The sequence below is a fragment of the Azospira sp. APE16 genome (assembly GCF_047901315.1).
GTDB lineage: Bacteria > Pseudomonadota > Gammaproteobacteria > Burkholderiales > Rhodocyclaceae > Azospira > Azospira oryzae.
The window spans coordinates 2,636,618-2,659,012 of record NZ_CP179682.1; the positions used below are offsets into that span (position 1 = coordinate 2,636,618).

Here is a 22,395-nt window from a genome sequence, read left to right on the forward strand (position 1 = left end):
CTGTCTCCGTAGTTAAATGGATATAACTTTCCCCTCCTAAGGGAAGATTAGTGGTTCGATTCCACTCGGGGACGCCAGTCCCGCCGCCCCACTCTGTAACACTCCGTAGCACTCCCCACCCAGCCCGTCCCGCCTCGTTCTGAGGCAATCCTGGGCCAGACTCCCTGCTAGCGCTTGCCCCCAGGCCACCCCGGCCTGAAACCCAGTATTGGCGAGCCCGCCGGCCTTGCACCGGCGGGAATGTCCGTCCTGCCTGCCCCGGCGGGCAGGCCTTCAGCCGGCCCAGGCCCGGGCTGCGATCTCCAGGGAGCGCAGGCGCAGGGCCGGCTCGAACACGTCGCACACCAGCATCAGCTCGTCGGCCCCGGTGCGGGCCTGCAGGGCGGCCAGGCCCCGGGCCACGGTATCCGGCCCGCCCACCACGGCGACGCCGAGGAAGCCGTTGATGGCGTCCCGCTCGTGGGCATGGAGGCTCTCCATGAAACCCTCCCGGGGCGGCGGCAGGCCGGCCCGGTCGCCGCGCAGGATGCCCAGCACCCGCTGCCGGCTGCTGCTGGCGAGGAAATCGGCGGCAGCATCGTTCTCCGCCGCCACCAGGGGCACGCCCACCATGACGTGGGGCCGGCGCAGGGTGGCGGAGGGCTGGAATTCGTGGCGGTAGAGGGCCACCGCCTGGTCCAGCATGGCCGGGGCGAAGTGGGAGGCGAAGGCATAGGGCAGACCCCGGGCCGCCGCCAGGCGGGCGGCGAAGAGGCTGGAGCCGAGCAGCCAGATGGGCACCTGGGTGCCGGCCCCGGGCACCGCCACCACGGCCTGGCCCGGCTGCAGGGGACCCAGCAGGCGCTGCAGTTCGGCCACCTCCCGGGGGAAGTCGGCCTCCGTCTCCACCCGGTCCCGGCGCAGGGCGCGCATGGTGGTCACGTCCGTGCCGGGAGCCCGGCCCAGACCCAGGTCGATGCGGCCCGGATAGAGTTCGGCCAGGGTGCCGAAGGCCTCGGCCACCACCAGGGGCGCGTGGTTGGGCAGCATGATGCCGCCGGCCCCGACCCGGATGCGGGAGGTGGCGCCGGCGATGTGCCCCACCAGCACGGCGGTGGCGGAGCTGGCGATGCCCGGCATGTTGTGGTGCTCGGCCAGCCAGTAGCGGGTGAAGCCGAGGGCTTCCACATGACGGGCGGTGTCCCGGGCGATGGCCAGGGCCTGGGCGATGCTGCCCCCTTCCCGCACCGTCACCAGGTCGAGCAGGGAGAGGGAGGCCTTGCCGGTGGTGGTCATGGATTTTTTCCTTCCGGCCCCGCCGCCGGGACCACGATGGGATTGCGTTTGCTGGCCAGCCAGCCGAAGAAGGAGAGCAGGGCCAGGCCGCCGCCGATGAGCAGGATGCCCGCCACCTCGCTGGCCTGGAACGCCTCGCCGAAGGTCAGGCGGGAGGAAAGGATGGCCACCACCGGGGTGCCCAGCACCGAGAGGCTGGCCTCCCAGGCCGGCACCCGGTCCAGGATGTAGATCCACAGCCACCAGCAGAGGGCCGTGCTGGCCACGGACATGAACATGAGGATGCCGACGTAGGACAGGTTCCAGTCCGTCGGATGTTCAGGAACGACCAGGGCCAGCAGGGTCAGGGGTACGGCGCCGATGATCATCTGCCAGGTGGTGAGCACCAGCAGGTCCACCGGCTGGGCACCGCGCAGGCGCTTGATGAGGATGGTGCCGACGGCCCAGCAGAGGGCGGCCATGAGGCCGAGGAACTTGCTGAAGAGGCTGGAGTGCATGTCCCAGGGCGCGATGATGAGCAGAAGGCCGGCCAGGGTGCTGCCGGCGGCCAGCCACTGCTTGCCCCGCACCCGCTCGCCCAGGATGGGCCAGGCCAGCAGCAGGGTCCAGATGGGCATGGTGAAGATGAGCACGGCGGTCTTGCCCGGCCCCCCTTCCACCAGGGCCCAGGTCTGGAAGACCATGAAGCCGGCCACCTGGGTCAGGCCGATGGCCAGGGTCTGGCCCGGGGCCACCAGCCTGAGGGGCTTGCCCAGCAGGCGCAGCACCACCACCAGGGCCAGGGCGGCGCCGATACATCGCTCCGCGGCGAAGGCGAAGGGGGCGGCATGGGCCAGGCCCTGCTTGGCCAGGACCCAGGTGTAGCCCCAGGTGAGGGAAAGGACGACCAGGGCCAGGAGCGGCAGCCAGCGGCGATAGGCGTTCATGGAAATTCCGTCAAAAGGATGAAGGCGCCGCGACGGCCGAAGCCGCCGCGGCGTGGGCTGGGCTGTCGCTCAGGCCAAGGCCGGGTAGTCGGTGTAGCCCTCGGCGCCGCCGCCGTACAGCTTGTCGGCCCGCAGTTCGTTGAGGGGGGCGCCGCTCTTGAGGCGGCGCGGCAGGTCCGGGTTGCTGATGAAGGGCCGGCCGAAAGCCACCAGGTCGGCATGACCACTGGCCACCGCCGCTTCGGCGCTGGCGCCGCTATAGCCGTTGTTCACCATCCAGGTGCCGCCGAAGGCCCGGCGCAGGGCCTCGTAGTCGAAGGCGGGAGCGCCTTCGGGCTGGCGCGGGCCGCCGGTCTCGCCTTCGATGACGTGCAGGTAGGCTAGACCCAGGGGCGCCACCTGCTCCACCACATGGCCGTAGAGGGCCTGGGGATTGCTGTCCAGGGGCGCAGCAAAGGTGGTGAGGGGGCTCAGGCGCAGGCCGGTGCGGCCGGCGCCGATTTCCCCGGCCACGGCCCGCACCACTTCCAGCAGCAGCCGGGCCCGGTTGGCGATGGAGCCACCATAGGGGCCGCTGCGGTCATTGACGCTGTCGCGCAGGAACTGTTCCAGCAGGTAGGTGTTGGCACCATGCACTTCCACCCCGTCGAAGCCGGCGGCGATGGCGTTGCGGGCAGCCTGGCGGTAGTCCTCCACCAGGGCCGGCAGTTCCTCGTCGGCCAGGGCACGGGGCACGGACACGTCCACGAAGCCTTCCTTGGTAAAGGTCTTGGTGGGGGCCGGACGGGCGGTGGAGGAGACCGGAGCGGCGCCGCCGGGCAGCAGGGAGGAGTGGGAGATGCGGCCCACGTGCCACAGCTGCAGGACGATGCGGCCGCCGGCGCCATGGACGGCGTCGGTCACCTGGCGCCAGGCCGCCACCTGCTCCTCGCTGTAGATGCCCGGGGTGTCCAGGTAGCCCTGGGCCATGGGGCTGATGGGGCTGGCCTCGGCGATGATGAGGCCAGCACTGGCGCGCTGGCGGTAGTACTCCACCGTCAGGGGGCCGGGCTTGTTGCCGGCGATGGCCCGGTTGCGGGTCAGGGGGGCCATGACGATGCGGTTGGCCAGGGAAATGTCGCCGACGGTGACGGGATCGAACAGGGAAGGCATGGATTGGCTCCTCGAAAAGGATGTTGCTGATTAGACCGGTCGTCTATGACTGCGAAACAATAAAAGGGCCGCCACCAGGGCGGCCCCGGGGGAAAACTCAGGGGGTCAGCATCTTGCGGGTGAAGGCCATGGCGTTCTCCAGGGCGGCCCGGTTACGGTGCAGCTTGCCCAGCAGGCTGGCGCCCAGCCACAGCTGGTACAGGGTCTGGGCCGTCTCCCGGGGTTCCAGGGGCGGCAGGGAGGCATCGGCCACGCCGGCTTCCACCAGGGCCGCCAGGCGTGCCACGATCTGCTCGGTACCGTCCCGCAGGGTGATGCGCATGGCGTCGGAGAGATCGGCCACTTCGGCACTGAGCTTCACCACCAGGCACTTCTGGGCATTGCAGGCGTCGCTCTGGGCATCCATCCAGCGCTGCCAGTAGCGTTCCAGCCGTTCCCGGCCGCTGGCGGCGGGGTCCCGGCTCAGTTCGTCGATGCGCTCCAGGTAGCCGGCGAAGTGGTCTTGCAGCAGGGCCTGACCGAACTGCTCCTTGGACTCGAAGTAGTGGTAGAAGGAGCCCTTGGGCACCCCGGCGGTCTTGAGGATTTCATTGAGGCCGACGGAAGAAAAGCCCTTGCCGGCGATGAGCCCCTTGCCGCTGTCCAGGATGTGCTGACGGGTATTGTCGTAGCGAGTGTTCATGGCCGCCACGATACCAACAATTAGACCAGTCGTCTAGCTGATGAATCGAGGCCGAAGGGAAGCCGCCATCGGCGTGACTTATCTCATACCCCGACGCCGGGAACGAGGCGATATACTTCGGTGATGAACCATCCAGCCGCGCCGACCATGGCCCCTCCTCCCACCTGCATCGACTGCAAGCACGCCCTGGAAGTGGCCGAAGAACCGGGCATGGTGGCCTGCACGGCCCACCTGGAGTACTTCCCCGCCGACCACCCGGCCACCTGCGCCGACTTCATCTACCACCCCCATCACCACTGTCTTTGTCGGCAGGAACACTGAAAAGGACCATCCGGTCGCAAAAAAGCCCGCAGCAGCGGGCTTTTTTCATGGCCGGGGCCACAAGGCTCAGGCGGAGCGGGGGGCGAACATGATGATGGCCATGCCGGCCAGGGCCACCGTGGCGCCGAGCCCGTCCCACAGGGTGGGGCGAATGCCGTCCACCAGCCACAGCCAGAGCAGGGCCACGCCGATGTAGACGCCGCCGTAGGCTGCGTAGGTGCGGCCGGCGGCCTGGGGATGGAGGGTCAGCAGCCAGGCGAACAGGCCCAGGCTGAAGGCCGCCGGCAGCAGCAGCCAGCCCGAGCCCCCTTTCTTCAGCCATAGCCAGGGCAGGTAGCAGCCGACGATTTCCGCCACGGCGGTGGCGACGAACAGCAGCAGGGTCTGCAGGGCGGGCATCAGGGACGCCGCAGCAGCAGGTGCTGGCGGATCATGTCCGGCACCTTGAGGCGCAGCAGGTCGCCGGGCTGGCTGGAGAGCCAGTTGTTGAAAAGGCCGGCGGTGAAGGACAGGGTGTCGTAGGCGGCCCCCTCCGGGTCCAGGCCGGGGCGCAGGTAGCCCTTGTCGGCAGCACGCTGGTAGGAGCGGATGAGCTTGGCGAGGAAGTCCATGCAGGGTTTGTTGACTTCCTGCAGCACCTGCGCAAATTCATCCACATACTCGCAGCGCAGGGTCATAATCTCGAAAACCTGACGGACTTCCGAACGTCCGTCGATGATGCGGAAAAACGCCAGCAGGCTCTGCTCGATGCCGTCGAGGGGATTCGGAAGATCCGGCGAATCCAGGTAGGCATCCACCTCGTTCAGCACCGCCAGGGAATCTTCCCGCATGGCGAAGAACAGTTCCGCCTTGTTCTCGAAATGCCAATAGACGGCGCCCCGGGTTACTCCGGCCACCCGGGCGATCTTTTCCAGGGACGTACGGCTGACGCCGCATTCGTGGAATACGCAGCGGGCCGCATCGATGATTTCGCGCCGGGTCTGTTCCGCCTCGGCCTTGGTTTTCCTGACCATGCTTCCTTCCTCTGGAACGGCGCCTGGCGCCGCTCCGCGAACCATTGGCCCCGCCTGCACACCAAGTGTTTGCCGGGCCGTTTGATACACAACGTTACAAATAGGTCGATTTACATACAACCTTGATTGTATATAATCATCAGCATAATTCAAAGTCCGGAGCTCCACTCATGTCGTCCACCCAACAATTCCCCGCCCCCCTCCTCCGCCTGCGGCCGGCTGCCGCCGCCCTGGTGCTGGCCCTCGGCCTGGCTGCCTGTTCCGGTGAAAACGCAGCCCCCCAGGGTGGCGCCCCCCAGGCCCTGCCGGTGACCGTGCTGGAAATGCAGCCCCAGAACCTGCCGGCCTCCCTGGAACTGATGGCCCAGACCGAAGGTGCCAAGGAAACGGAAGTGCGCGCCCGGGTGGGCGGCATCCTGATGAAGCGCCTGTACCAGGAAGGTGCCCTGGTGAAGGCCGGCCAGCCCCTGTTCCAGATCGACCGGGCGCCCTACGAGATCGCCCTGGCCGAAGCCAAGGCCAAGGCCGAGCAGACGGCCCGGGAAGAAGGCCGCCTGAAGGGCCTGCTGACCCGCCAGGCCGTCAGCCAGAAGGAATACGACGATGCGGCCTCCAACAACGCCATCGCCCAGGCCGCCCTGCGCCAGGCCCAGCTGAACCTGTCCTGGACCACCGTCACCGCCCCCGTTTCCGGCACCTCCGGCCGGGCCGTGAAGTCCGAAGGCAACCTCATCAACACCTCCGACGCCAGCCTGCTCACCTCCGTGTACCAGGCCAATCCGATGTGGGTGCGCTTCGGCCTCTCCGAGTCCGACACCGCCAACCTGCCCGGCGGCCAGCTAAAGGCCGAGATGGTCAGCGGCGTCGAACTGATCCTTCCCGACGGCAGCGTCTATGACAAGCCGGGCAAGATCAACTTCCTCGCCTCCACCATCGACACCACCCTGGGCACCCAGCAGCTGCGCGCCGAATTCGATAACAGCGACGGCAAGCTGCTGCCCGGCCAGTTCGTGCGCGTGCGCCTGCTCACCGGCAACCGGGAAGGCGTCTTCCTGGTGCCCCAGGCTGCCGTCATGCAGACCGAACAGGCCCGCCTGGTGATGGTGGTGGACGCCGAAAGCAAGGTCGCCCCGCGCCCGGTGCAGACCGCCGAATGGCGCGGCAAGGACTGGGTCATCACCGGCGGCCTCAAGGCCGGCGACAAGGTGATCGTGGACAACCTGATGAAGGCCCGCCCCGGTGCGCCCGTGGCGCCCCACGGTCCCCAGGCTGCACCCGGCGCCCCTGGCGCCGCTCCGGGCACCCCGGCCCAGGGCCAGCCTGCCGCCGCCAAGCCGGCCGATGCCGCCCCCGCCGCCGCGCCTGCCAAGGGCGCCGAGGGTGATGCCGCCAAGACGCCCGCCCAGCCTGCTGCCCAAGGCAAGCAATAAGCTGAGCCAGAAAGGGATTCGAACCCAACATGTCACGCTTTTTCATCAATCGACCGATCTTCGCATCGGTCATCTCCATCGTCATCGTCATCGCCGGGATCATGGCATCCCGGGTGCTGCCCATTTCCCAGTACCCGGAAATCGCGCCGCCGACGGTGATCATTTCCGCCTCCTACCCCGGCGCCTCCGCCGAAACCCTGGCCAAGACCGTCGCCGCCCCCATCGAGGAGCAGCTCTCCGGCGTTGAAAACCTGATGTATTTCAACTCCACGGCCTCCGCCAACGGCTCCCTCTCCATCACCGCCACCTTCGAGGTCGGCACCGATGTGGACATGGCCACGGTGAACGTGAACAACCGGGTCAAGATCGCCGAGCCGCGCCTGCCGGACGTAGTGCGCCAGTACGGCGTGACCGTGCAGAAGCGTTCCAACGACATCCTGATGGTGGCTGCCATCACCTCGCCGGAAGGCACCCGCACGCCCCTGTACCTGTCCAACTACGCCCTGGTCAATATCCTGGACGACCTGAAGCGCATCCCCGGCGTCGGCGACGCCCAGATCTTCGGCGCCCTGGACTACTCCATGCGGCTGTGGCTGCGGCCCGACCGCATGGCCCAGCTGGGGGTGACGACGACGGAAATCTCCAACGCCATCGCCGCCCAGAACAAGCAGAACGCCGCCGGCAAGATCGGCCAGGAGCCGGCCCCCAACGGCCAGCAGCTGGTCTACACGGTTACTGCCAAGGGCCGCCTGACGACGCCGGAGCAGTTCGGCAACATCGTCATCCGCGCCGACGGCCCCAAGGGCGCCCTGTATCTGAAGGACGTGGCCCGGGTCGAGCTGGGTGCCCAGAACTACGACGCCTCCACCGCCCTGCTGGGCAAGCCCGTGGTCGGCGTCGGCATCTTCCTGCAGTCCGGCGCCAACGCTCTGGACGTGGCCAAGAAGGTGAAGCTGCGCATGGACGAACTGAAGCAGAAGTTCCCCAGCGACGTGGATTACGTGGTCCCCGTCGACACCACCAAGTTCGTCCAGGCCTCCATCACCGAAGTGGTGCACACCCTGGTGGAAGCCCTGGTCCTGGTGGCCATCGTCGTCTTCGTCTTCCTGCAGAACTGGCGCGCCACGGTGATTCCCCTGGTGGCCGTGCCCGTCTCCCTGATCGGCACCTTCGCCGGCCTGTGGCTGTTCGGCTTCTCCATCAACACCCTGACCCTGTTCGCCATGGTGCTGGCCATCGGTATCGTGGTGGACGATGCCATCGTGGTGCTGGAGAACGTGGAACGCCTGATGTGGGAAGAGAAGATGGCGCCCAAGGAAGCGGCCATCGAAGCCATGCGCGAAGTTTCCAGCGCCGTGGTGGCCATCGTCCTGGTGCTGTGCGCGGTGTTCATCCCCGTCGCCTTCCTGGGCGGCATCGCCGGCATGCTGTACAAGCAGTTCGCCGTCACCGTGGCCATCTCCGTCACCCTCTCCGGCATCGTCGCCCTGACCCTGACGCCGGCCCTGTGCGCCCTGCTGCTGCAGCCCAAGCATGAAGAGCCGGCTATCTTCCGTCCCTTCAACCGCCTCTTCGAGCGCTTCACCAAGTCCTACACCGACACGGTGAACAAGACCCTGCATCACCGCATCATCGGCACCGTGGCCTGCGTCGTCATCCTCGGCGGCAGCTTCTTCATGTTCCGCGCCGTGCCCGGCGGCTTCGTGCCGGCGGAAGACCAGGGCTACCTGATCAGCGCCCTGATGCTGCCCGACGGCGCCAGCCTGCAGCGCACCCGCGCCACCGGCGACCAGTTCCAGTCCATGATCAAGCAGGACGAGGCAGTGGACCGGGTCTTCGTCATCGCCGGTAACGACATCATCGGCGGCGGCATGAAGCCCAATGCCGGCACCGTCTTCATCCCGCTGAAGGACTGGGACGAACGCAAGGCCGGCGCCGACGACCTGGCGAAGAAGTTCATGGGCATGGGCATGATGCTGCCGGACGGCCTCGGCCTGGTGTTCAACCCGCCCGCCATCCGCGGCCTGGGCAACGCCGGCGGTTTCGAAGCCTACATCCAGGCCCGCGGCGATGCCGATCCCCAGAAGCTTTCCGGTGTCGTGCAGCAGTTCATGGAAGGCCTGAAGAAGCGCCAGGAACTGGTGGGCATCAACACCTTCTTCCGCCCCACCTCGCCCCAGCTGAGCGTCGAGGTCAATGAAGCCAAGGCCATCTCCATGGGCATCGCCGTCAGCGACGTGTACCAGACGCTGCAGGCCACCATGGGCACCCTCTACGTCAATGACTTCAACCTCAACGGCCGCACCTACCGGGTGCAGCTCCAGGCCGACGGCCAGTTCCGCTCCAAGCCGGAAGACCTGGGCCGGGTGTACGTGAAGAGCAGCAGCGGTTCCATGGTGCCCGTCTCGGCCCTGATCAAGGTCAAGTCCGTGGTCGGCCCGGAACAGCTGGAGCGCTTCAACGGTTTCCTCTCCGCCAAGGTCATGGGCAGCTCCGTGCCCAAGGTCAGTACCGGCGACGCCATCAAGATCGTCGAGGAAGTGGCCAAGGAAACCCTGCCCGCCGGCTACGAGCTGGAATGGACCGGCCAGGCCTTTCAGGAAAAGCGCACCGGCACCACTTCCGCCGTTGCCTTCGGCTTCGGCATCATCATGGTGTTCCTGATCCTGGCGGCCCAGTACGAGAAGTGGTCCCTGCCCCTGGCGGTGATCCTGGCCGTGCCCTTCGCCCTCTTCGGCGCCCTGGCGGCAGTGATGATCCGCGGCATGCCCAACGACATCTACTTCCAGATCGGCCTGGTGGTGCTGATCGGCCTGGCGGCGAAGAACGCCATCCTGATCGTCGAGTTCGCCGCCCAGAAGCGGGCGGAAGGCCTCGGCGTGCTGGAGGCGGCCCTGGAAGGTGCCCGCCTGCGCTTCCGCCCCATCGTCATGACCTCCCTGGCCTTCATCCTCGGCGTCTTCCCCCTGGTCAAGGCCACCGGGGCCGGCGCCGCGGCGCGCAAGTCCATGGGAACGGGCGTGTTCGGGGGCATGCTGGCCGCCACCTTCATCGCCACCATCTTCATTCCCATGTTCTTCACCTGGCTGTCGGGCCGCCGTGCCAACCTGCCGGAAGGCTCCTACCACCACGTTGCGCACGATAACAAGGAGGAAGGCCAATGAGCCGCCCTGCATCCCACGCCCCCTTCGCCCTGAGCCAGGGCCTGGTCGCCACCCTGACCCTGCTGGCCCTCGCCGGCTGCGCCGTGGGCCCTGACTACAAGCGCCCCGAAGCCACCCTGCCGGAAGCCTACGTGGCCACCACCGAAGCCGCCCCGGCGGCCCAGGCGCCGGTGGAAAAGGAATGGTGGAAGCTGTTCCAGGACGCCACCCTGAACGACCTGGTGCGCCAGGCCCAGGAACACAACCACGACCTGCTGCTGGCCGTGGCCCAGGTGGAAGAGGCCGAAGGAGTGGCCCGGGAAGCGGGCGCCGCCTTCTTCCCCCAGATCGACGCCAACGCCAGCGGCGGCCGCAACGAGATCAGCATGAAGACTGATCCCCTGCCGGCGGCCAATACTCAGCGTCTGCGGGACAGCCGCAAGGCCAGCCTCAGCACCTCCTTCGAGATCGACGTGTGGGGCAAGCTGCGCCGCGCCAACGAGGCCGCCCGGGCCCAGCTGCTCTCCAGCCGCTACGCCCGGGACACGGTGGAATTGTCCGTCGCCTCCCTGGTGACCAATGCCTACCTCACCCTGCGCGCCGCCGACGCCGACCTGGCCCTGACCCGGGACACCGTGGCCACCCGGGAAAAGGCCCTGGACATCGTCAAGAGCAAGCAGGAAGCCGGCAGTGCCTCGCCCCTGGACCTGCACCAGGCCGAAAGCACCCTAGCCACCGCCCAGGCCCAGGCCGCCAGCCTGCGCCGGCAGCGGGCCGTGGCCGAGACCCAGCTGGCCCTGCTCACCGGCAAGCCCGACCTGAAGATCGCCGCCGGCGACCTGCGCCAGCTGCCCCTGCCGCCGGTGCCCCCGGCAGGCCTGCCCTCCTCCCTGCTGGAAGCCCGCCCGGACATCCGCCAGGCCGAGGAAACCCTGGTGGCGGCCAATGCCAAGATCGGCGTCGCCAAGGCCGCCCTCTACCCCAGCCTGTCCCTCACCGGCAGCCTGGGCAGCGAGAGCGCCGCCCTCACCAATCTGTTCACCTCGGCCGCCGGCGCCTGGTCCCTGGGCCTGGCCGCCACCATGCCCATCTTCGACTTCGGCCGCAATGCGGCCCGGATCGACCAGGCCACGGCCAAGCAGAAACAGGCTCTGATCAGCTACCAGAAGACGGTGCAGACCGCCTTCAAGGAAGTGAACGACGCCCTGGTGGGACTGCGGGAAAACGGCGAAGGGGAACGGGCCCAGGAGAAGCGGGTGCAGGCCACCCAGAAGACCCTGGAACTGGCCCAGCTACGCTACGAGGCCGGCTATTCCGCCTTTCTCGAAGTGCTTGACGCCCAGCGCAGCGCCAACGACGCCCTGCTGGACTACGTCAGCACCCGCCAGGCCCGCCTGACCTCCGCCGTGGACCTGTTCAAGGCCCTGGGCGGCGGCTGGAAGGACGACTTCAAGGCCGAATCCCTGAAGAACTCCGGCAACGACCAGGCCGCCGCGCCGGTGGCCAAGGCCGGCCAGTAAGGCTCAAACCCCCGAGGCCGGCACCCCCGCCGGCTTCTTCAGCCCCTCCCGCATGCGCCGGAGGGGCTTTTTTTTAATGGGTAGGGAACAGCGTCCCGTGGTGCCGCACGACGCGGCTAGGCCCTGCGCCTCAGTCCGGCCCCTTTTCGTAGGCGGAAAGAGAAACGCCGGCATGCCCCAGGAATTCCCGCAGCTGCTTGATGTCGGTCTTGGAGCAGGTGGAACTGTTGTGGGGATGGTGGAAGAAGCCTTCCACCTTGTTCAGCACCACCCGGTAGCGGGCGCCGTGGGTCGGCTCGACGGCGGCCCCCAGATGGTGCAGCAGGGATTCGACCTCGCGCCAGTGGATGTTGGCGCTCAAGGGGTCCTGGAAAATACTGCGCAACAGGTTGGCGTGCTTGTGGCTCATGGCAGTACTCCGCAAGGGAAGATCACCGCCCCATTCTACGCGCCGCGCCGGGCCAAGCTAGCCGTCTTTGCGAGCGCCAAAGAAAAAGCCCATGCAAAAATCGCATGGGCTTTCCGTTGCTGCCTCCCTGGCCCTTCAGGCTCGGGAATCCGGCTTTTCGCCGTCGTTGGTGCTACCCGGTAATCTCAAAAGACAAGCCTATCTGCAACGGTCATAGGGTCTCCTTGAAACACGGCGACTGCCAACTGCCATCGTGGGTGCCGCCAGCCACGACACAGTTCCAGACTAGCACAGCCGCCACGGAAAGCCTACGGGGAAAATCCTTACGGCGCTCCTTCGACGTAGTAGTCGATGCGGCCCCGGGGCGCCAGATACTCCACCACTTCCAGGGGCATGTTGGCCGGATTGAGGGTGCTCTCCACGTTCAGCTCGGCTTCCTTGAGGTCGAGCATGAGGGCCTCATGGCGGGGAATATCGGCGTCGTAGAGCATCACCAGGGGCTGCAGCAGGCGGTTGGGGTTGCTTTCCACCACTAGGCCCACGGCGCCGTTGGAGAGGGTGACGAAGGTGCCGGGCGGATAGACCCCCAGCACCTTGACGAAACGTTGCAGCAGATCCGGATCGAAGGCCCCGCTTTCCTTCTTGAAGAGATGGCCCAGGGCCTCCGCCGGGGTCTTGGCGCTCTGGATGTCGAAGGGGTTGCACAGGTTGTCGTAGCGATTGGCCAGGGCAGCGATGCGGGCCAGACGGGGAATCTTGTCTCCGGCCAGGCGGTTGGGGAAACCGTTGCCGTCCCAGCGCTCATGGTGGCAGGCAATGATGTTGCGGGCCGGCACGGCCATGCCCTTGGCCCCGGCCACGGCCTTGATGCCGTAGCCCACGTGGGCCCGGTAGTACTCCTCTTCCGGCGGGGTGCGGGTGGTGGCGCGCAGGATGCGGGGAGGAATCTCGGTCTTGCCGGCGTCGTGCAGCAGGGCGCCCACCCCCAGGTATTTCATCTCCTCTGCCGACAGCTCCGCCGCCTTGCCCAGCAGCAGGGACAGCACCATGACGTTGATGGAGTGGAAGGCCAGGCCGGCCTCCCGCACCTTCTGGCTCATCAGCTGGATGACCACGCTCTCCGAGCCCATCAGGCCATCGACGATGCGGCTGGCCAGCTTCTGGGCTTCGGCGTGGGCCTCCGCCGGCTGGGGGCCGAGGGTCTTGAGGATTTCCGAGGCGGCGCTGATTTCCTGATCGTATTCCCGCTCGCGCCGGGCCAGGCGTTCCCGCTGGCGCCGCACCCGCTCCATGCGCAGCTTCTTCTCGTCGAGCATGCCGGCCAGGGCCGCCGCACCGAAATCCACCTCTTCCGGCGCGGCGCTGCGGGCTACTTCGGGCAGGGGCACGGTGGTGCTGCGCTGGGGATCCCAGGGCACGTCCTCCAGGCCCATTTCCTTCAGGACCTGGATCTGCTTCTCGCTGGAGATGCGGAACTCGTTGAGCAAAAAGGGATGGCGCACCCAGCCCACATGGGACAGGGAGATGAAGAGGCCGGGCTGGAGCCGGTTGATGCTGACACGCTGCATGGCTATCGGTGAGTGAGGGCTGGCGGCATTGTAGACCACGTAAGGGCTGGCGGCACGAGGAGAAATGCCCTTTTTCAGGGAGATTTCCCGGGGTCCGACCTAGGGTTTCACCCGGGACCGTATTTTGTCCGTTTCAATATACTGGAATCCGTTATCCGGATACCCACGTCATCCCTTGAAGCTGACTCCGATGCCCGACCTGTCCCGCCCACCCGCCAGCAATCCCCACTCCGCCTCGGCCCAGGGGCGGCGCCTGGTGTGGACCTTCGCCCTGGCCCTGCTGGTGCTCAACTGGTGCGCCATCACCTTCAAGATCCACAACGAGGAAAGCCTGGAAATCGCCTCCATCAACCAGGACAACCTGAACCTGGCCCGGGCCCTGGAAGAGCACACCCTGCGCACCCTGAAGAGCGTGGATCAGGCGGTGATGTTCCTCAAGTACCAGTACGAGCGGCATCCGGAGAAGGTGGACATCGCCGCCTACGTGCGGGACGGGATGATCTTCTCCAACCTCTTCAACCAGCTGGGCATCATCGACGAGCACGGCCAGTACATCCTCTCCAACCTGCCCAACCACAAGGTGCTGGACCTCTCGGACCGGGAGCACTTCCGCGTGCACATCGCCCGCGACACGGGCCAGCTCTTCGTCAGCAAGCCAGTGCTGGGGCGGGCCTCGGGCAAATGGTCACTGCAGCTGACCCGCCGCATCAACAAGCCGGACGGCAGTTTCGGCGGCGTCGTGGTGGTCTCCCTGGACCCCCTCTACTTCACCCAGCTCTATGCCGACGTTAACCTGGGTCCCCACAGCGTCATCACCCTGCTGGGGCTGGACGGCATCGTCCGCGCCCGCAAGTCGGGCAAGGATGAACAGGTGGGCCAGAGCCTGGCCAACAGCCCCATCCTGACGGCAGCCAGCAAGGAGGCCAGCGGCACCCTGGAACTCACCAGCAGCATCGACAAGATCGACCGCTTCTTCGCCTACCGGGTCCTTTTCGACTATCCCCTGATGGTGATCGTCGGCAGCGACCGCAACGAGGCCCTGGCCGAAACCCGGCACCGGGCCTGGAGCTACCTGGCCTTCGGCGGCCTCGTCACCCTCACCGTGCTGGCCTTCTCCTGGGGCATCGGCCTGCTGCTGGCGCGCCTGGAACAGAGCCGGGCCAAGGCGGAAGAGGCCAACCGGCTCAAGTCCGAGTTCCTCGCCTCCATGTCCCACGAACTGCGCACGCCCCTCAACGGCATCATCGGCTATGCCGAACTGCTGCAGGAAAGCACCGACGACCAGGACCTGCGGGAATACGCCGGCACCATCCACAGCAGCGGCAGCCACCTGCTGGAACTGGTCAACTCCATCCTCGACCTGGCCAAGATCGAAGCGGGGCGCTTCGAACTGGCGCCGACCCTGGAGCCGCTCCAGCCCCTGTTGCAGCGGGTGGTGCAGGCCCACCAGCCCCAGGCCGACGGCAAGGGCCTGGCCCTGAACCTGGAAATCGACCGGGACGTGCCCCGGCAGCTGCTGTGCGACCACCTGCGCCTGACCCAGGTGCTCAACAATCTGGTGCACAATGGGGTGAAATTCACCGATCGGGGTACAGTGGACGTGAGCGTGCGCAGGGATGGCAAGCGCATCCGCTTTGCCGTGCGCGACAGCGGCCCCGGCATCGCCCCGGCGGATCAGGAGACGATCTTCGACAAGTTCCGCCAGGGCGAAAGCTTCGCCACCCGGCGCCAGGGCGGCAGCGGCCTGGGCCTGGCCCTGTCGCGCCAGCTGGTGGAACTGATGGGCGGACGCCTGACGCTACAATCCGAACCGGGCCGGGGCAGCGAGTTCTACTTCACGCTGCCCATCGGCGAGAAGGAGGAATGATGAAAGTGCTGGTGGTAGACGACCACAAGGTCAATCGCATGTTGCCCCGCGCCATCCTCAGCAAGCTGGGGATCGAGGTGCTGGAAGCGGACTCCGGCGAGGCGGCCCTGGAATGCCTGGCCCGGACGCCGGAGGTGGATCATGTGCTGCTCGACGTGAGCATGCCCGGCATGACCGGCATCGAGGTCTGCCAGCGCCTGCGGGAAGAGGAAAGGACCCGGGGCCTGCACATCATCGCCTACACCGCCCACGCCTTTGCCAGCGAGAAGAACCAGATCATGGAAGCGGGTTTCGACGACCTGCTGATCAAGCCCATCAACCGGGAAGGCCTGTTGCAGGCCCTGGGCATGGCCCAGTAGGGTTCCGCCGCGCCGCCTCCCGCGGCGACAGCGCCGCCCCTAGCGGTCGAACTGCTGCAAGCCCTGCAGCAACGCCTCCAGCGCCAGCCGCAGTTCCGCCAGATGGGCCGGCTGCACCGCTTGATGGGGCGCCAGGCGCTCCACCTCGGCCGCCTGCTGCACCAGCGGCGAAGGGCCGAAATTGGCCGCCGCACCGCGCAGGGAATGGGCCACCCGCCCCAGGCGCTCCCAGTCAGCCGCGGCCAGGGCCTCCTCCATCGCCGCCATTTCCAGCCGTGCCAATCCGGGAAAGACGTCGCCGATGATCTGAAGCACGTCCCTGTCGGCCCCTTCCAGCATCCTGCCGTAGTCGAAGCCCCCCTCTTCCTGCCCGGGCCGGGCCAGACCCGCCAGCACTTCCTGCAGGTCCTTCTGCTGCAGGGGCTTCAGCAGGTAGCCGTCCATGCCGGCCGCCAGCCCCCGTTGCCGGTCCTCCCGCCGCGCCGCCGCCGACAGGGCGTAGATGCGCAGAGGCGCCAGGCCCCTGGCCTGTTCGTCGGCCCGGATCAGGCGGGTCGCCTGCTCGCCCCCCATCTCCGGCATCTGCATGTCCATCAGCACCAGGTCGAAGCGCCGGCGGGCCGCTGCCGCCACCGCCTCCCCGCCGTGGCGAGCCAGGGTCACCCGGTGGCCCATGCGTTCCAGCATGTTGCGCATGAGCTGCTGGTTGACCGGGTGGTCTTCCGCCAGCAACACCTCCAGGCCTGCCGGCGGCGTGCCGGCAGCCTCCGCCACCGTGGCGGGGACCCCGGCCACGGCGGGCTCCAGCAATGCCTGCAGGCTGCGCCACAGCTCGTCGGCCAGGGCCGGCTTGCCGAGGTAATGTCCCACGCCCAAAGCCTTGCAACGGGCGATCTCCTGGCGCATGCGGCTGGGGCTGAGCAGCATCAGCAGCGGCACCCGGCCGGGACTCCGGGCCAGGTGCTCGAGCAGGTCCCCAGCGTCGCCGTCGACCGGACGGGAATCGGCCACCACGCCGTCCCACTGCCCCTGTTCCAGCAAGGCCAGCCCTTCGGCACCGCTGGCCGCAGCCACCACCGTCGCCCCCCAGGACGCCAGCAGCCCCTGCAGGCGACAACGCTGGCGGGCATTGGCCACCACCAGCAGTAGGGCCGGCTTGCCGGACAGGCGGCGTTCCGGTTCTGGCGCGGCCGCCCCGTCCGTCGGTAGCTGCAGGGTGAAATGGAAGGCGCTGCCCTGGCCGGGCACGCTGTCCACCCAGATGCGCCCCCCCATCAGTTCGCACAGGCGGCTGCAGATGGTCAGTCCCAGGCCGGTGCCGCCGAAGCGCCGGGTGGTGGAACTGTCTTCCTGGGCGAAGGCCTCGAAGATGTGCTCCTGCTTTTCCGGGGCAATGCCGATGCCCGTGTCGCTGACGCAAAAGTGCAGCACCTGCCCCGCCGCCCCGGGTTCAGCCAGTTCCACCGCCACCTCGATCTCGCCCCGCTCGGTGAACTTGATGGCGTTGCCCAGCAGATTGAGCAGGATCTGGCGCAGGCGCCCCGGATCGCCGAGCAATCGCCGCGGCACCCCGGGACCGCGCCGGGCCAGCAGTTCCAGGCCCTTCTGGTCGGCCCGCACCGCCACCGTGCGCAGGGCATCGGCGCAGACCTTCTCCAGGTCGAAGGGAATCAGTTCCACATCCAGCCGCCCGGCCTCGATCTTGGAGAAGTCCAGGATGTCGTCGATGATCGACAGCAGGGCGTTGGCGGACATCTGCACCGCTTCCAGATAGTCCCGCTGTTCCTCGGTCAGCTCCGTATCCAGGGCCAGCTCGGTCATGCCGATGACCCCGTTCATGGGGGTGCGGATTTCGTGGCTCATGTTGGCCAGGAAGTCGCTCTTGGCCCGGTTGGCATTCTCGGCCGCCTCCTTCGCCCGCAGGATTTCCGCCTCCCAGCGCTTGCGCTCGGAGATATCCATGATGGTGCCCACCAGACCGCGCACGCTGCCATCCGGCCGGGTCAGGGCCGCCTTGTTGTAGAGGGTGTCGTAGCGGGCGCCGGCAGGGGTGATGAGCTCGATTTCGTAGCTCTGCCGCCCGCCCCGGGCAAACACCTCCTCATCCCGGGCCACGTGCTGCTCGGCCAGTTCCGGCGGCAGCAGGTCCCGCACGTGGCGGCCGATCCAGAGGCTCGGCTCGATGCCGAAGAAATCGGCGAAGGCCTTGTTGAAGCCCTGGTAACGGCCCTGGGTGTCCTTGAAATAGAGGGGAACCGGCAGGGTGTCGAGCACCTGGCGGGAAAAGTGCAGTTGCTCGTCCAGACGCGCCTCGGCCAGTTTGCGCGCCGTGATGTCGGTGCGGATGGCGATGTACTGGTAGGGCACGCCCAGGTCGTCGAAGAAGGGCACCACGGTGGCGCTGACCCAATACAGGCGGCCGTCCTTGCTGCGGTTGCAGACCTCGCCCTGCCACACCCGGCCATGGACGATGGTGTCCCACATCTCCTGGTAGAAGGCGGGGGGATGGATACCGGACTTGACCACCCGGTGGTTGCGCCCCACCAGTTCCTCCCGGGAATAGCCGCTGATTTCGCAGAAGCGGTCATTGGCCTCGATGATGAAGCCTTCCACGTCGGTGACGCTGACGATGGCGTGCTGGTCCAGGGCGAACTTCTGCTGCTCCAGGCTGGAATGGGCCTGGTGCAGGCGGATGCGGCTCGACTCCCGCTCCCGCACCAGGGTGTCCATCAGCTGGGAGAGGGATTCCAGGCTGGCATCCTCCGGGCTCAGGGCCGGCAGGCCCATCTGGCCGAGGAGGCGGTTGGCGGTTTCCCGCAGGGAAGCGATGGACTGCTCCCGGGCCACCAGCTCCTGCTCCTGGCGGGCATAGGCCCGGTTCAGATCCTCCGACGACAGTTCCAGGCTGCGGGTGCGCAGGGCCTGGTCCCGCTCCGCCTGGGCATAGGCCTCCCCCACCCGGCGCAGGAAGGCGGGCAGGCCCGCCAGGGCCACCGCCACATCCGGCGCGATGTCCTCCCGGGCCGCCAGGTGCAGCAGCTTGTCGCACAGGGGTTGCAGCTCCGCCTCGCCCGCCACCCCGAGGGAGCCTTTCAACTGGCGCAGCAGCAGGCGGTGCATGGCCCTCAGACCTCGGTCAGCAGGGTGATGGTCATGGTCTGGTTGTGCAGGCGGCAGGAATCGGGGCCAACGGCGCCTGGGGCCGCATTGAAGGGGCTGATCTCGCCGTAGGAATAGAAGCCGGTGAGGGTGCAGTTGCGGCCGAAAACGTCGGCCACCGCTTCCACCTCCTCGTCCACCCGGCCGCCCAGCACCAGTTTGCGTCCGACGCAGCTGACCAGGATCGCCAGGGCCTCCCCGGGCACCATGGCCCGGGCCATTTCCGCCGCCCGCTGGGCCCCGTCCACCAGGGCATTGGGATTGGCGTGCATGAGCTTGAGGTAGCCGTCCGGATCGATTTCGCCGGCCAGGATGAGGCTGCCGGAGGCTTCATCCACCCCCAGGATGGTGCGGATCAGGCCGACGCTGGAGCGGTCCTTGTCGGCCATGGAAAAGGGGAAGAGCAGGCCCGAGGCGGGCAGGTCCCGGGCGTATTCGCCCAGGTAGCGCTTGTAGATGTCGAGGGCCGGCTCCCCGTCCAGTTCGTAGAGCACGTTGTTCTCGCAGCGGGTGACCTTGCGCGCCGGGCCGAAGGGCTCCCAGCCGCCGAAGGAGCCGTGGCCCACCCGCAGGGCCTGGCCGTAGAGCCCCACCGCCACCACCCGGTGCTCGGCCGCGCCCTGGGAGGACAGCACCCAGGTGCGGGAAAAGGCGCCGCCATCGCCGGCCAGGCCGCCGCTGACGGCCACGCCGGGCGGCAGTTGGCGGCTCATGCCGGCCACCAGGGCGCTGCCGTTGATGGCCACGCCCTGGGCAAAGACCAGCACCGCCCGCAGCCCCTCTCCCGGCAACTGGGCCGCCAGGCGCTCGCCGGCGGCACCGGAATCGGCCATGCAGGCCAGCTCCGTGGTCACCTCCCGCACCGCGGTGGCGTCGAAATGGACGGCGGTGACGACGATGCTGCCTTCGCACACTTCCTCGCCGACGATCTCGCCGGCAGTGCTGCAACCGATGCGCAGGGCACCGGGAAAGACCTCGGCCAGGAGAGCGGTGAAAGCGCCATCGGCCAGACGTTCGGCGGCAAAGAACACCAGCAGCAACTGGGGCTCGATGGCCTGCAGGGGCGCCAGGGCGGCCCGGATGTGGGCCGGCTCCCGGGCCACGGGAAGGTGGATCTGAAGAACGCGCATGACTGATTCCTCCTCTGCTCTTTTCTTGTCTTCTCTCGATGCTACTGGTCCTGGAAGCGCTCCCGGATTGCCAGCACTTCGTCCCACGCTGCCAGGAAGGCTTCGACGCAGCGGGGGTCGAAATGGCTGCCGGCATTCTGCTCCAGGTATTCCCGGGCCTGGGCCAGGGGCCAGGCCTGCTTGTAGGGACGGGGCGAAGTCAGGGCGTCGAAGACGTCCGCCACCGCCACGATGCGCCCCAGGAGCGGAATGGCCTCGCCCTTGAGTCCCTGGGGATAGCCGCTGCCGTCCCACTTCTCGTGATGGGCCCGGGCGATCACCGCCGCCATCGCCAGGACCGGGGAACGGGCCTGGCGCAGTATTTCGTAACCCTGCTCGGCATGCTGCTGCATGATCATAAACTCGGCCGGGGTCAGGCGCCCGGGCTTGAGCAGGATCAGGTCCGGCGTCCCCACCTTGCCCACGTCGTGCATGGGCGCCGCTTCCAGCAGCATCTCCAGCTCCGCCGGCGCCAGCCCCAGCTGGCGGCCGATGAGCACCGAATAGTGGGCCATGCGCAGGATGTGGGCGCCCGTCTCCGGGTCCCGGTATTCGGCGGCCTTGGCCAGGCAGACGATGGTCTCCCGCTCCCGCTCCAGGAGGCCGGCGGTGGCCTTGGCCACCTCCTCCGCCAGCCAGGCCGCCCGGTCCGCCAGCTGCCGCTGGCTGCGGCGCAGGGCGCACATGTTGCGCACCCGGGCGAGGAACTCGTCCTTGTCCACCGGCTTGTTGAGAAAATCGGAGGCCCCTTGCTCCAGGGCCCGACAGCGCACGTCCCGCAGGTTGTTGGCGGTGACCATGATCAGCGGCACCTCGGCCATGCCCGGCAGCTGGCGGAAGTGGCGAATGAATTCCAGGCCGTCCGGCGCCGGCATCATGTAATCGACCACCACCACGTCCGCCTGCCCCTGTTCGCACCAGGCCAGGGCCTCGCTGGAGGAAAGGAAGCCACGGACCCGCACCCCCTCGATCCGTTCGGCGAGGACGCGGAACAGGGTCAGGTTGATTTCGGAATCGTCGATGACGACCAGATTCAGCTCCACGGTGTGACCTTCCCGGCGACGTTGGCGATGGCAGATGCGCCCATTATGGAACCGGCCCCCCGGGCCGATTGTGCATAACTTCCTGCCGGGCTGCCGCGGCCTGTGGGAACATGCCGGGCACCTGACAGGATGCTACACTTGGCCATCAGGTTCCCATCCCTCCAACGGCCCCCATCCGATTGCCAGCCCCTATGACGGACACAACGCCTGCCATCCGCCTGCTGCTCGCCGACGACCAACTGCTGGTGCGTGCCGGCATCCGCTCCCTGATCCAGACCCTGCCCGAATACGTGGTGGTGGCCGAATGCGCCGACGGCCTGGAAGCCCTGGAACGGACCCAGGCCCTGAAACCCGACGTGGCGGTACTGGACATCGACATGCCTAACCTGTCGGGCATCGAGGCCATGCGCCAGATCCGCACGGTATCGCCGGAAACCAAGCTGATGGTGCTCTCCGGCATCGACCGCCGCGAGGTGGTGGAGGCGGCCCTGGAAGCGGGGTGCCACGGCTACCTGCTCAAGGATTTCGTCCTCGCCGAGCTGCAGCTGGCCCTGGACAAGGTGATGGACGGCAGCTGCTACCTGTCGCCGAAGATCCAGCAGCAACTGCTGGACGCCATGCGCACGGACCGCCGCGAAATGCTGCCGCCGCCCCAGCTGACGCCGCGCCAGGAGCAGATCCTGCGGCTGGTGGCCCTGGGCCGCACCACCAAGGAAATCGCCCGGGAACTGAGCATCAGCCCCAAGACCGTGGAATTCCACCGGGCCCAATTGATGGAGCGCCTCGGCGTGCGGGATGTGGCGGGCATGACCCGCTATGCGATGCAGCACGGCATGGTCTCCTGAAAACGCGGCCGCCCCTCAGTCGTCCACGGCTGCCAGGGAACGGTTGAAGGCGGTCATTTCCGCCGCCACCTGCTGCAGTTCCTCCCGCCACAGGGCACTTTCATCCACCCCGGCCGGCACCGCCCCGGCCAGCAGCAGGGCCTCGATCTCCCGCGCCCGCGCCACGATGCGCCCGGTGGCGAAAATGGCGCAAACCCCCTTGATGCGATGCACCGTACGGCGCAACGGCTCCGGCATGCCGGACTCAGCCGACTCGGCCAGGGCCTGGTCCAGCTCGCCCAACAGCTGGGGGAAGTTGTCGAGGAAGGTCTGCACCAGATCCCGCACGCTGTCCCGGTCGCCGTTGAGCATGCGCAACAGCCCTTCCGGATCGCAGGCCGGCGAGGAAGGCGGGGGGGCAACGGAATCGGTCATGGCATGGGCTCCAGCAAGCGGGGTGCGCTCGGAATTTTACGGCAACGGCATCAGGGCGACGGCAGGCCGTAGCGGCCATGCCGCAAACCGGCGTCTCCGG

General features: G+C 67.6%; 19 protein-coding genes and 1 tRNA gene. 8 read left to right on the forward strand and 12 right to left on the reverse strand.

Annotation, left to right across the window (positions count from 1 at the left end):
• The first annotated feature begins 2 nt into the window (after positions 1–2).
• Positions 3–77, forward strand: a tRNA-Arg gene (locus tag ACLSSQ_RS12625).
• A 196-nt stretch (positions 78–273) separates the two neighbouring features.
• Here ACLSSQ_RS12625 and ACLSSQ_RS12630 read toward each other — a convergent pair.
• From ACLSSQ_RS12630 to ACLSSQ_RS12645, 4 genes are all read right to left on the reverse strand, one after another.
• The gene (locus tag ACLSSQ_RS12630; protein WP_416242885.1) at positions 274–1,275 is read right to left on the reverse strand and encodes an LLM class flavin-dependent oxidoreductase; all 1,002 of its coding nucleotides are present in this window, start codon (positions 1,273–1,275) and stop codon (positions 274–276) included.
• Positions 1,272–2,201 (reverse strand): DMT family transporter, encoded by a 930-nt coding sequence (locus ACLSSQ_RS12635; protein ID WP_205230329.1) that lies wholly within the window; start codon positions 2,199–2,201, stop codon positions 1,272–1,274. Before ACLSSQ_RS12635 ends, ACLSSQ_RS12630 begins: the two co-directional genes overlap by 4 nt.
• A 69-nt stretch (positions 2,202–2,270) precedes the next feature.
• Positions 2,271–3,353 carry an alkene reductase gene (locus ACLSSQ_RS12640; RefSeq protein WP_416242886.1) on the reverse strand — a complete coding sequence of 361 codons (1,083 nt, stop codon included), beginning with the start codon at positions 3,351–3,353 and terminating at the stop codon, positions 2,271–2,273.
• A 97-nt stretch (positions 3,354–3,450) separates the two neighbouring features.
• Positions 3,451–4,035 carry a TetR/AcrR family transcriptional regulator gene (locus ACLSSQ_RS12645; protein WP_130458096.1) on the reverse strand — a complete coding sequence of 195 codons (585 nt, stop codon included), beginning with the start codon at positions 4,033–4,035 and terminating at the stop codon, positions 3,451–3,453.
• A gap of 147 nt (positions 4,036–4,182) precedes the next feature.
• Here ACLSSQ_RS12645 and ACLSSQ_RS12650 point away from each other — a divergent pair, with 147 nt between their 5' ends.
• The gene (locus ACLSSQ_RS12650; protein WP_165397423.1) at positions 4,183–4,356 is read left to right on the forward strand and encodes a hypothetical protein; all 174 of its coding nucleotides are present in this window, start codon (positions 4,183–4,185) and stop codon (positions 4,354–4,356) included.
• Between the two features lie 66 nt (positions 4,357–4,422).
• Here ACLSSQ_RS12650 and ACLSSQ_RS12655 read toward each other — a convergent pair whose 3' ends face one another.
• Both ACLSSQ_RS12655 and ACLSSQ_RS12660 read right to left on the reverse strand, forming a co-directional pair.
• Positions 4,423–4,755 (reverse strand): YnfA family protein, encoded by a 333-nt coding sequence (locus tag ACLSSQ_RS12655; protein WP_416242887.1) that lies wholly within the window; start codon positions 4,753–4,755, stop codon positions 4,423–4,425.
• Positions 4,755–5,369, reverse strand: a complete 615-nt coding sequence (locus tag ACLSSQ_RS12660; protein WP_416242888.1) for a TetR family transcriptional regulator — start codon at positions 5,367–5,369, stop codon at positions 4,755–4,757. Before ACLSSQ_RS12660 ends, ACLSSQ_RS12655 begins: the two co-directional genes overlap by 1 nt.
• 170 nt (positions 5,370–5,539) lie before the next feature.
• Here ACLSSQ_RS12660 and ACLSSQ_RS12665 point away from each other — a divergent pair, with 170 nt between their 5' ends.
• From ACLSSQ_RS12665 to ACLSSQ_RS12675, 3 genes are read left to right on the forward strand one after another with little or no spacing between them, the layout of a single operon-like run.
• The gene (locus ACLSSQ_RS12665; RefSeq protein WP_416242889.1) at positions 5,540–6,799 is read left to right on the forward strand and encodes an efflux RND transporter periplasmic adaptor subunit; all 1,260 of its coding nucleotides are present in this window, start codon (positions 5,540–5,542) and stop codon (positions 6,797–6,799) included.
• A 29-nt stretch (positions 6,800–6,828) separates the two neighbouring features.
• Entirely contained in the window at positions 6,829–9,963 is a 3,135-nt protein-coding gene (locus tag ACLSSQ_RS12670; protein WP_416242890.1) for an efflux RND transporter permease subunit, read from the forward strand.
• Positions 9,960–11,462, forward strand: a complete 1,503-nt coding sequence (locus tag ACLSSQ_RS12675; protein WP_416242891.1) for an efflux transporter outer membrane subunit — start codon at positions 9,960–9,962, stop codon at positions 11,460–11,462. The genes ACLSSQ_RS12670 and ACLSSQ_RS12675 overlap by 4 nt, the downstream gene beginning before the upstream one ends.
• 130 nt (positions 11,463–11,592) lie before the next feature.
• Here the strand turns inward: ACLSSQ_RS12675 and ACLSSQ_RS12680 are convergent, their stop codons facing one another.
• Positions 11,593–11,871: a type II toxin-antitoxin system HicA family toxin gene (locus tag ACLSSQ_RS12680; protein WP_130458093.1), complete on the reverse strand. Its 279-nt coding sequence runs from the start codon at positions 11,869–11,871 to the stop codon at positions 11,593–11,595.
• A gap of 323 nt (positions 11,872–12,194) precedes the next feature.
• A complete protein-coding gene (locus tag ACLSSQ_RS12685; protein ID WP_014236942.1) occupies positions 12,195–13,439 on the reverse strand; it encodes an HD-GYP domain-containing protein in 1,245 nt (414 codons plus the stop codon).
• 175 nt (positions 13,440–13,614) lie between these two features.
• On the opposite strand from ACLSSQ_RS12685, the gene ACLSSQ_RS12690 reads away from it, so the two are divergent.
• Together ACLSSQ_RS12690 and ACLSSQ_RS12695 are read left to right on the forward strand one after the other, a co-directional pair.
• Positions 13,615–15,306, forward strand: coding sequence for an ATP-binding protein (locus ACLSSQ_RS12690; RefSeq protein WP_416242892.1), 1,692 nt, complete (start codon positions 13,615–13,617; stop codon positions 15,304–15,306).
• The gene (locus ACLSSQ_RS12695; RefSeq protein ID WP_043798013.1) at positions 15,303–15,665 is read left to right on the forward strand and encodes a response regulator; all 363 of its coding nucleotides are present in this window, start codon (positions 15,303–15,305) and stop codon (positions 15,663–15,665) included. The genes ACLSSQ_RS12690 and ACLSSQ_RS12695 overlap by 4 nt, the downstream gene beginning before the upstream one ends.
• A 39-nt stretch (positions 15,666–15,704) precedes the next feature.
• On the opposite strand, the gene ACLSSQ_RS12700 is transcribed toward ACLSSQ_RS12695, so the two are convergent.
• Genes ACLSSQ_RS12700 through ACLSSQ_RS12710 form a run of 3 tightly spaced genes read right to left on the reverse strand, consistent with a single transcriptional unit; the run spans position 15,705 to position 21,036 of the window.
• Positions 15,705–18,785, reverse strand: a complete 3,081-nt coding sequence (locus ACLSSQ_RS12700) for a PAS domain S-box protein (protein WP_416242893.1) — start codon at positions 18,783–18,785, stop codon at positions 15,705–15,707.
• Between the two features lie 5 nt (positions 18,786–18,790).
• Positions 18,791–19,954 (reverse strand): FIST signal transduction protein, encoded by a 1,164-nt coding sequence (locus ACLSSQ_RS12705; RefSeq protein WP_416242894.1) that lies wholly within the window; start codon positions 19,952–19,954, stop codon positions 18,791–18,793.
• A 41-nt stretch (positions 19,955–19,995) separates the two neighbouring features.
• Positions 19,996–21,036, reverse strand: a complete 1,041-nt coding sequence (locus ACLSSQ_RS12710; RefSeq protein ID WP_416242895.1) for an HD domain-containing phosphohydrolase — start codon at positions 21,034–21,036, stop codon at positions 19,996–19,998.
• Between the two features lie 191 nt (positions 21,037–21,227).
• Here ACLSSQ_RS12710 and ACLSSQ_RS12715 point away from each other — a divergent pair, with 191 nt between their 5' ends.
• Positions 21,228–21,881, forward strand: a complete 654-nt coding sequence (locus ACLSSQ_RS12715; protein WP_014236936.1) for a response regulator — start codon at positions 21,228–21,230, stop codon at positions 21,879–21,881.
• Positions 21,882–21,896: 15 nt separating this feature from the next.
• On the opposite strand, the gene ACLSSQ_RS12720 is transcribed toward ACLSSQ_RS12715, so the two are convergent.
• Positions 21,897–22,295, reverse strand: coding sequence for an Hpt domain-containing protein (locus ACLSSQ_RS12720; RefSeq protein WP_416242896.1), 399 nt, complete (start codon positions 22,293–22,295; stop codon positions 21,897–21,899).
• Positions 22,296–22,395 lie beyond the last annotated feature (100 nt).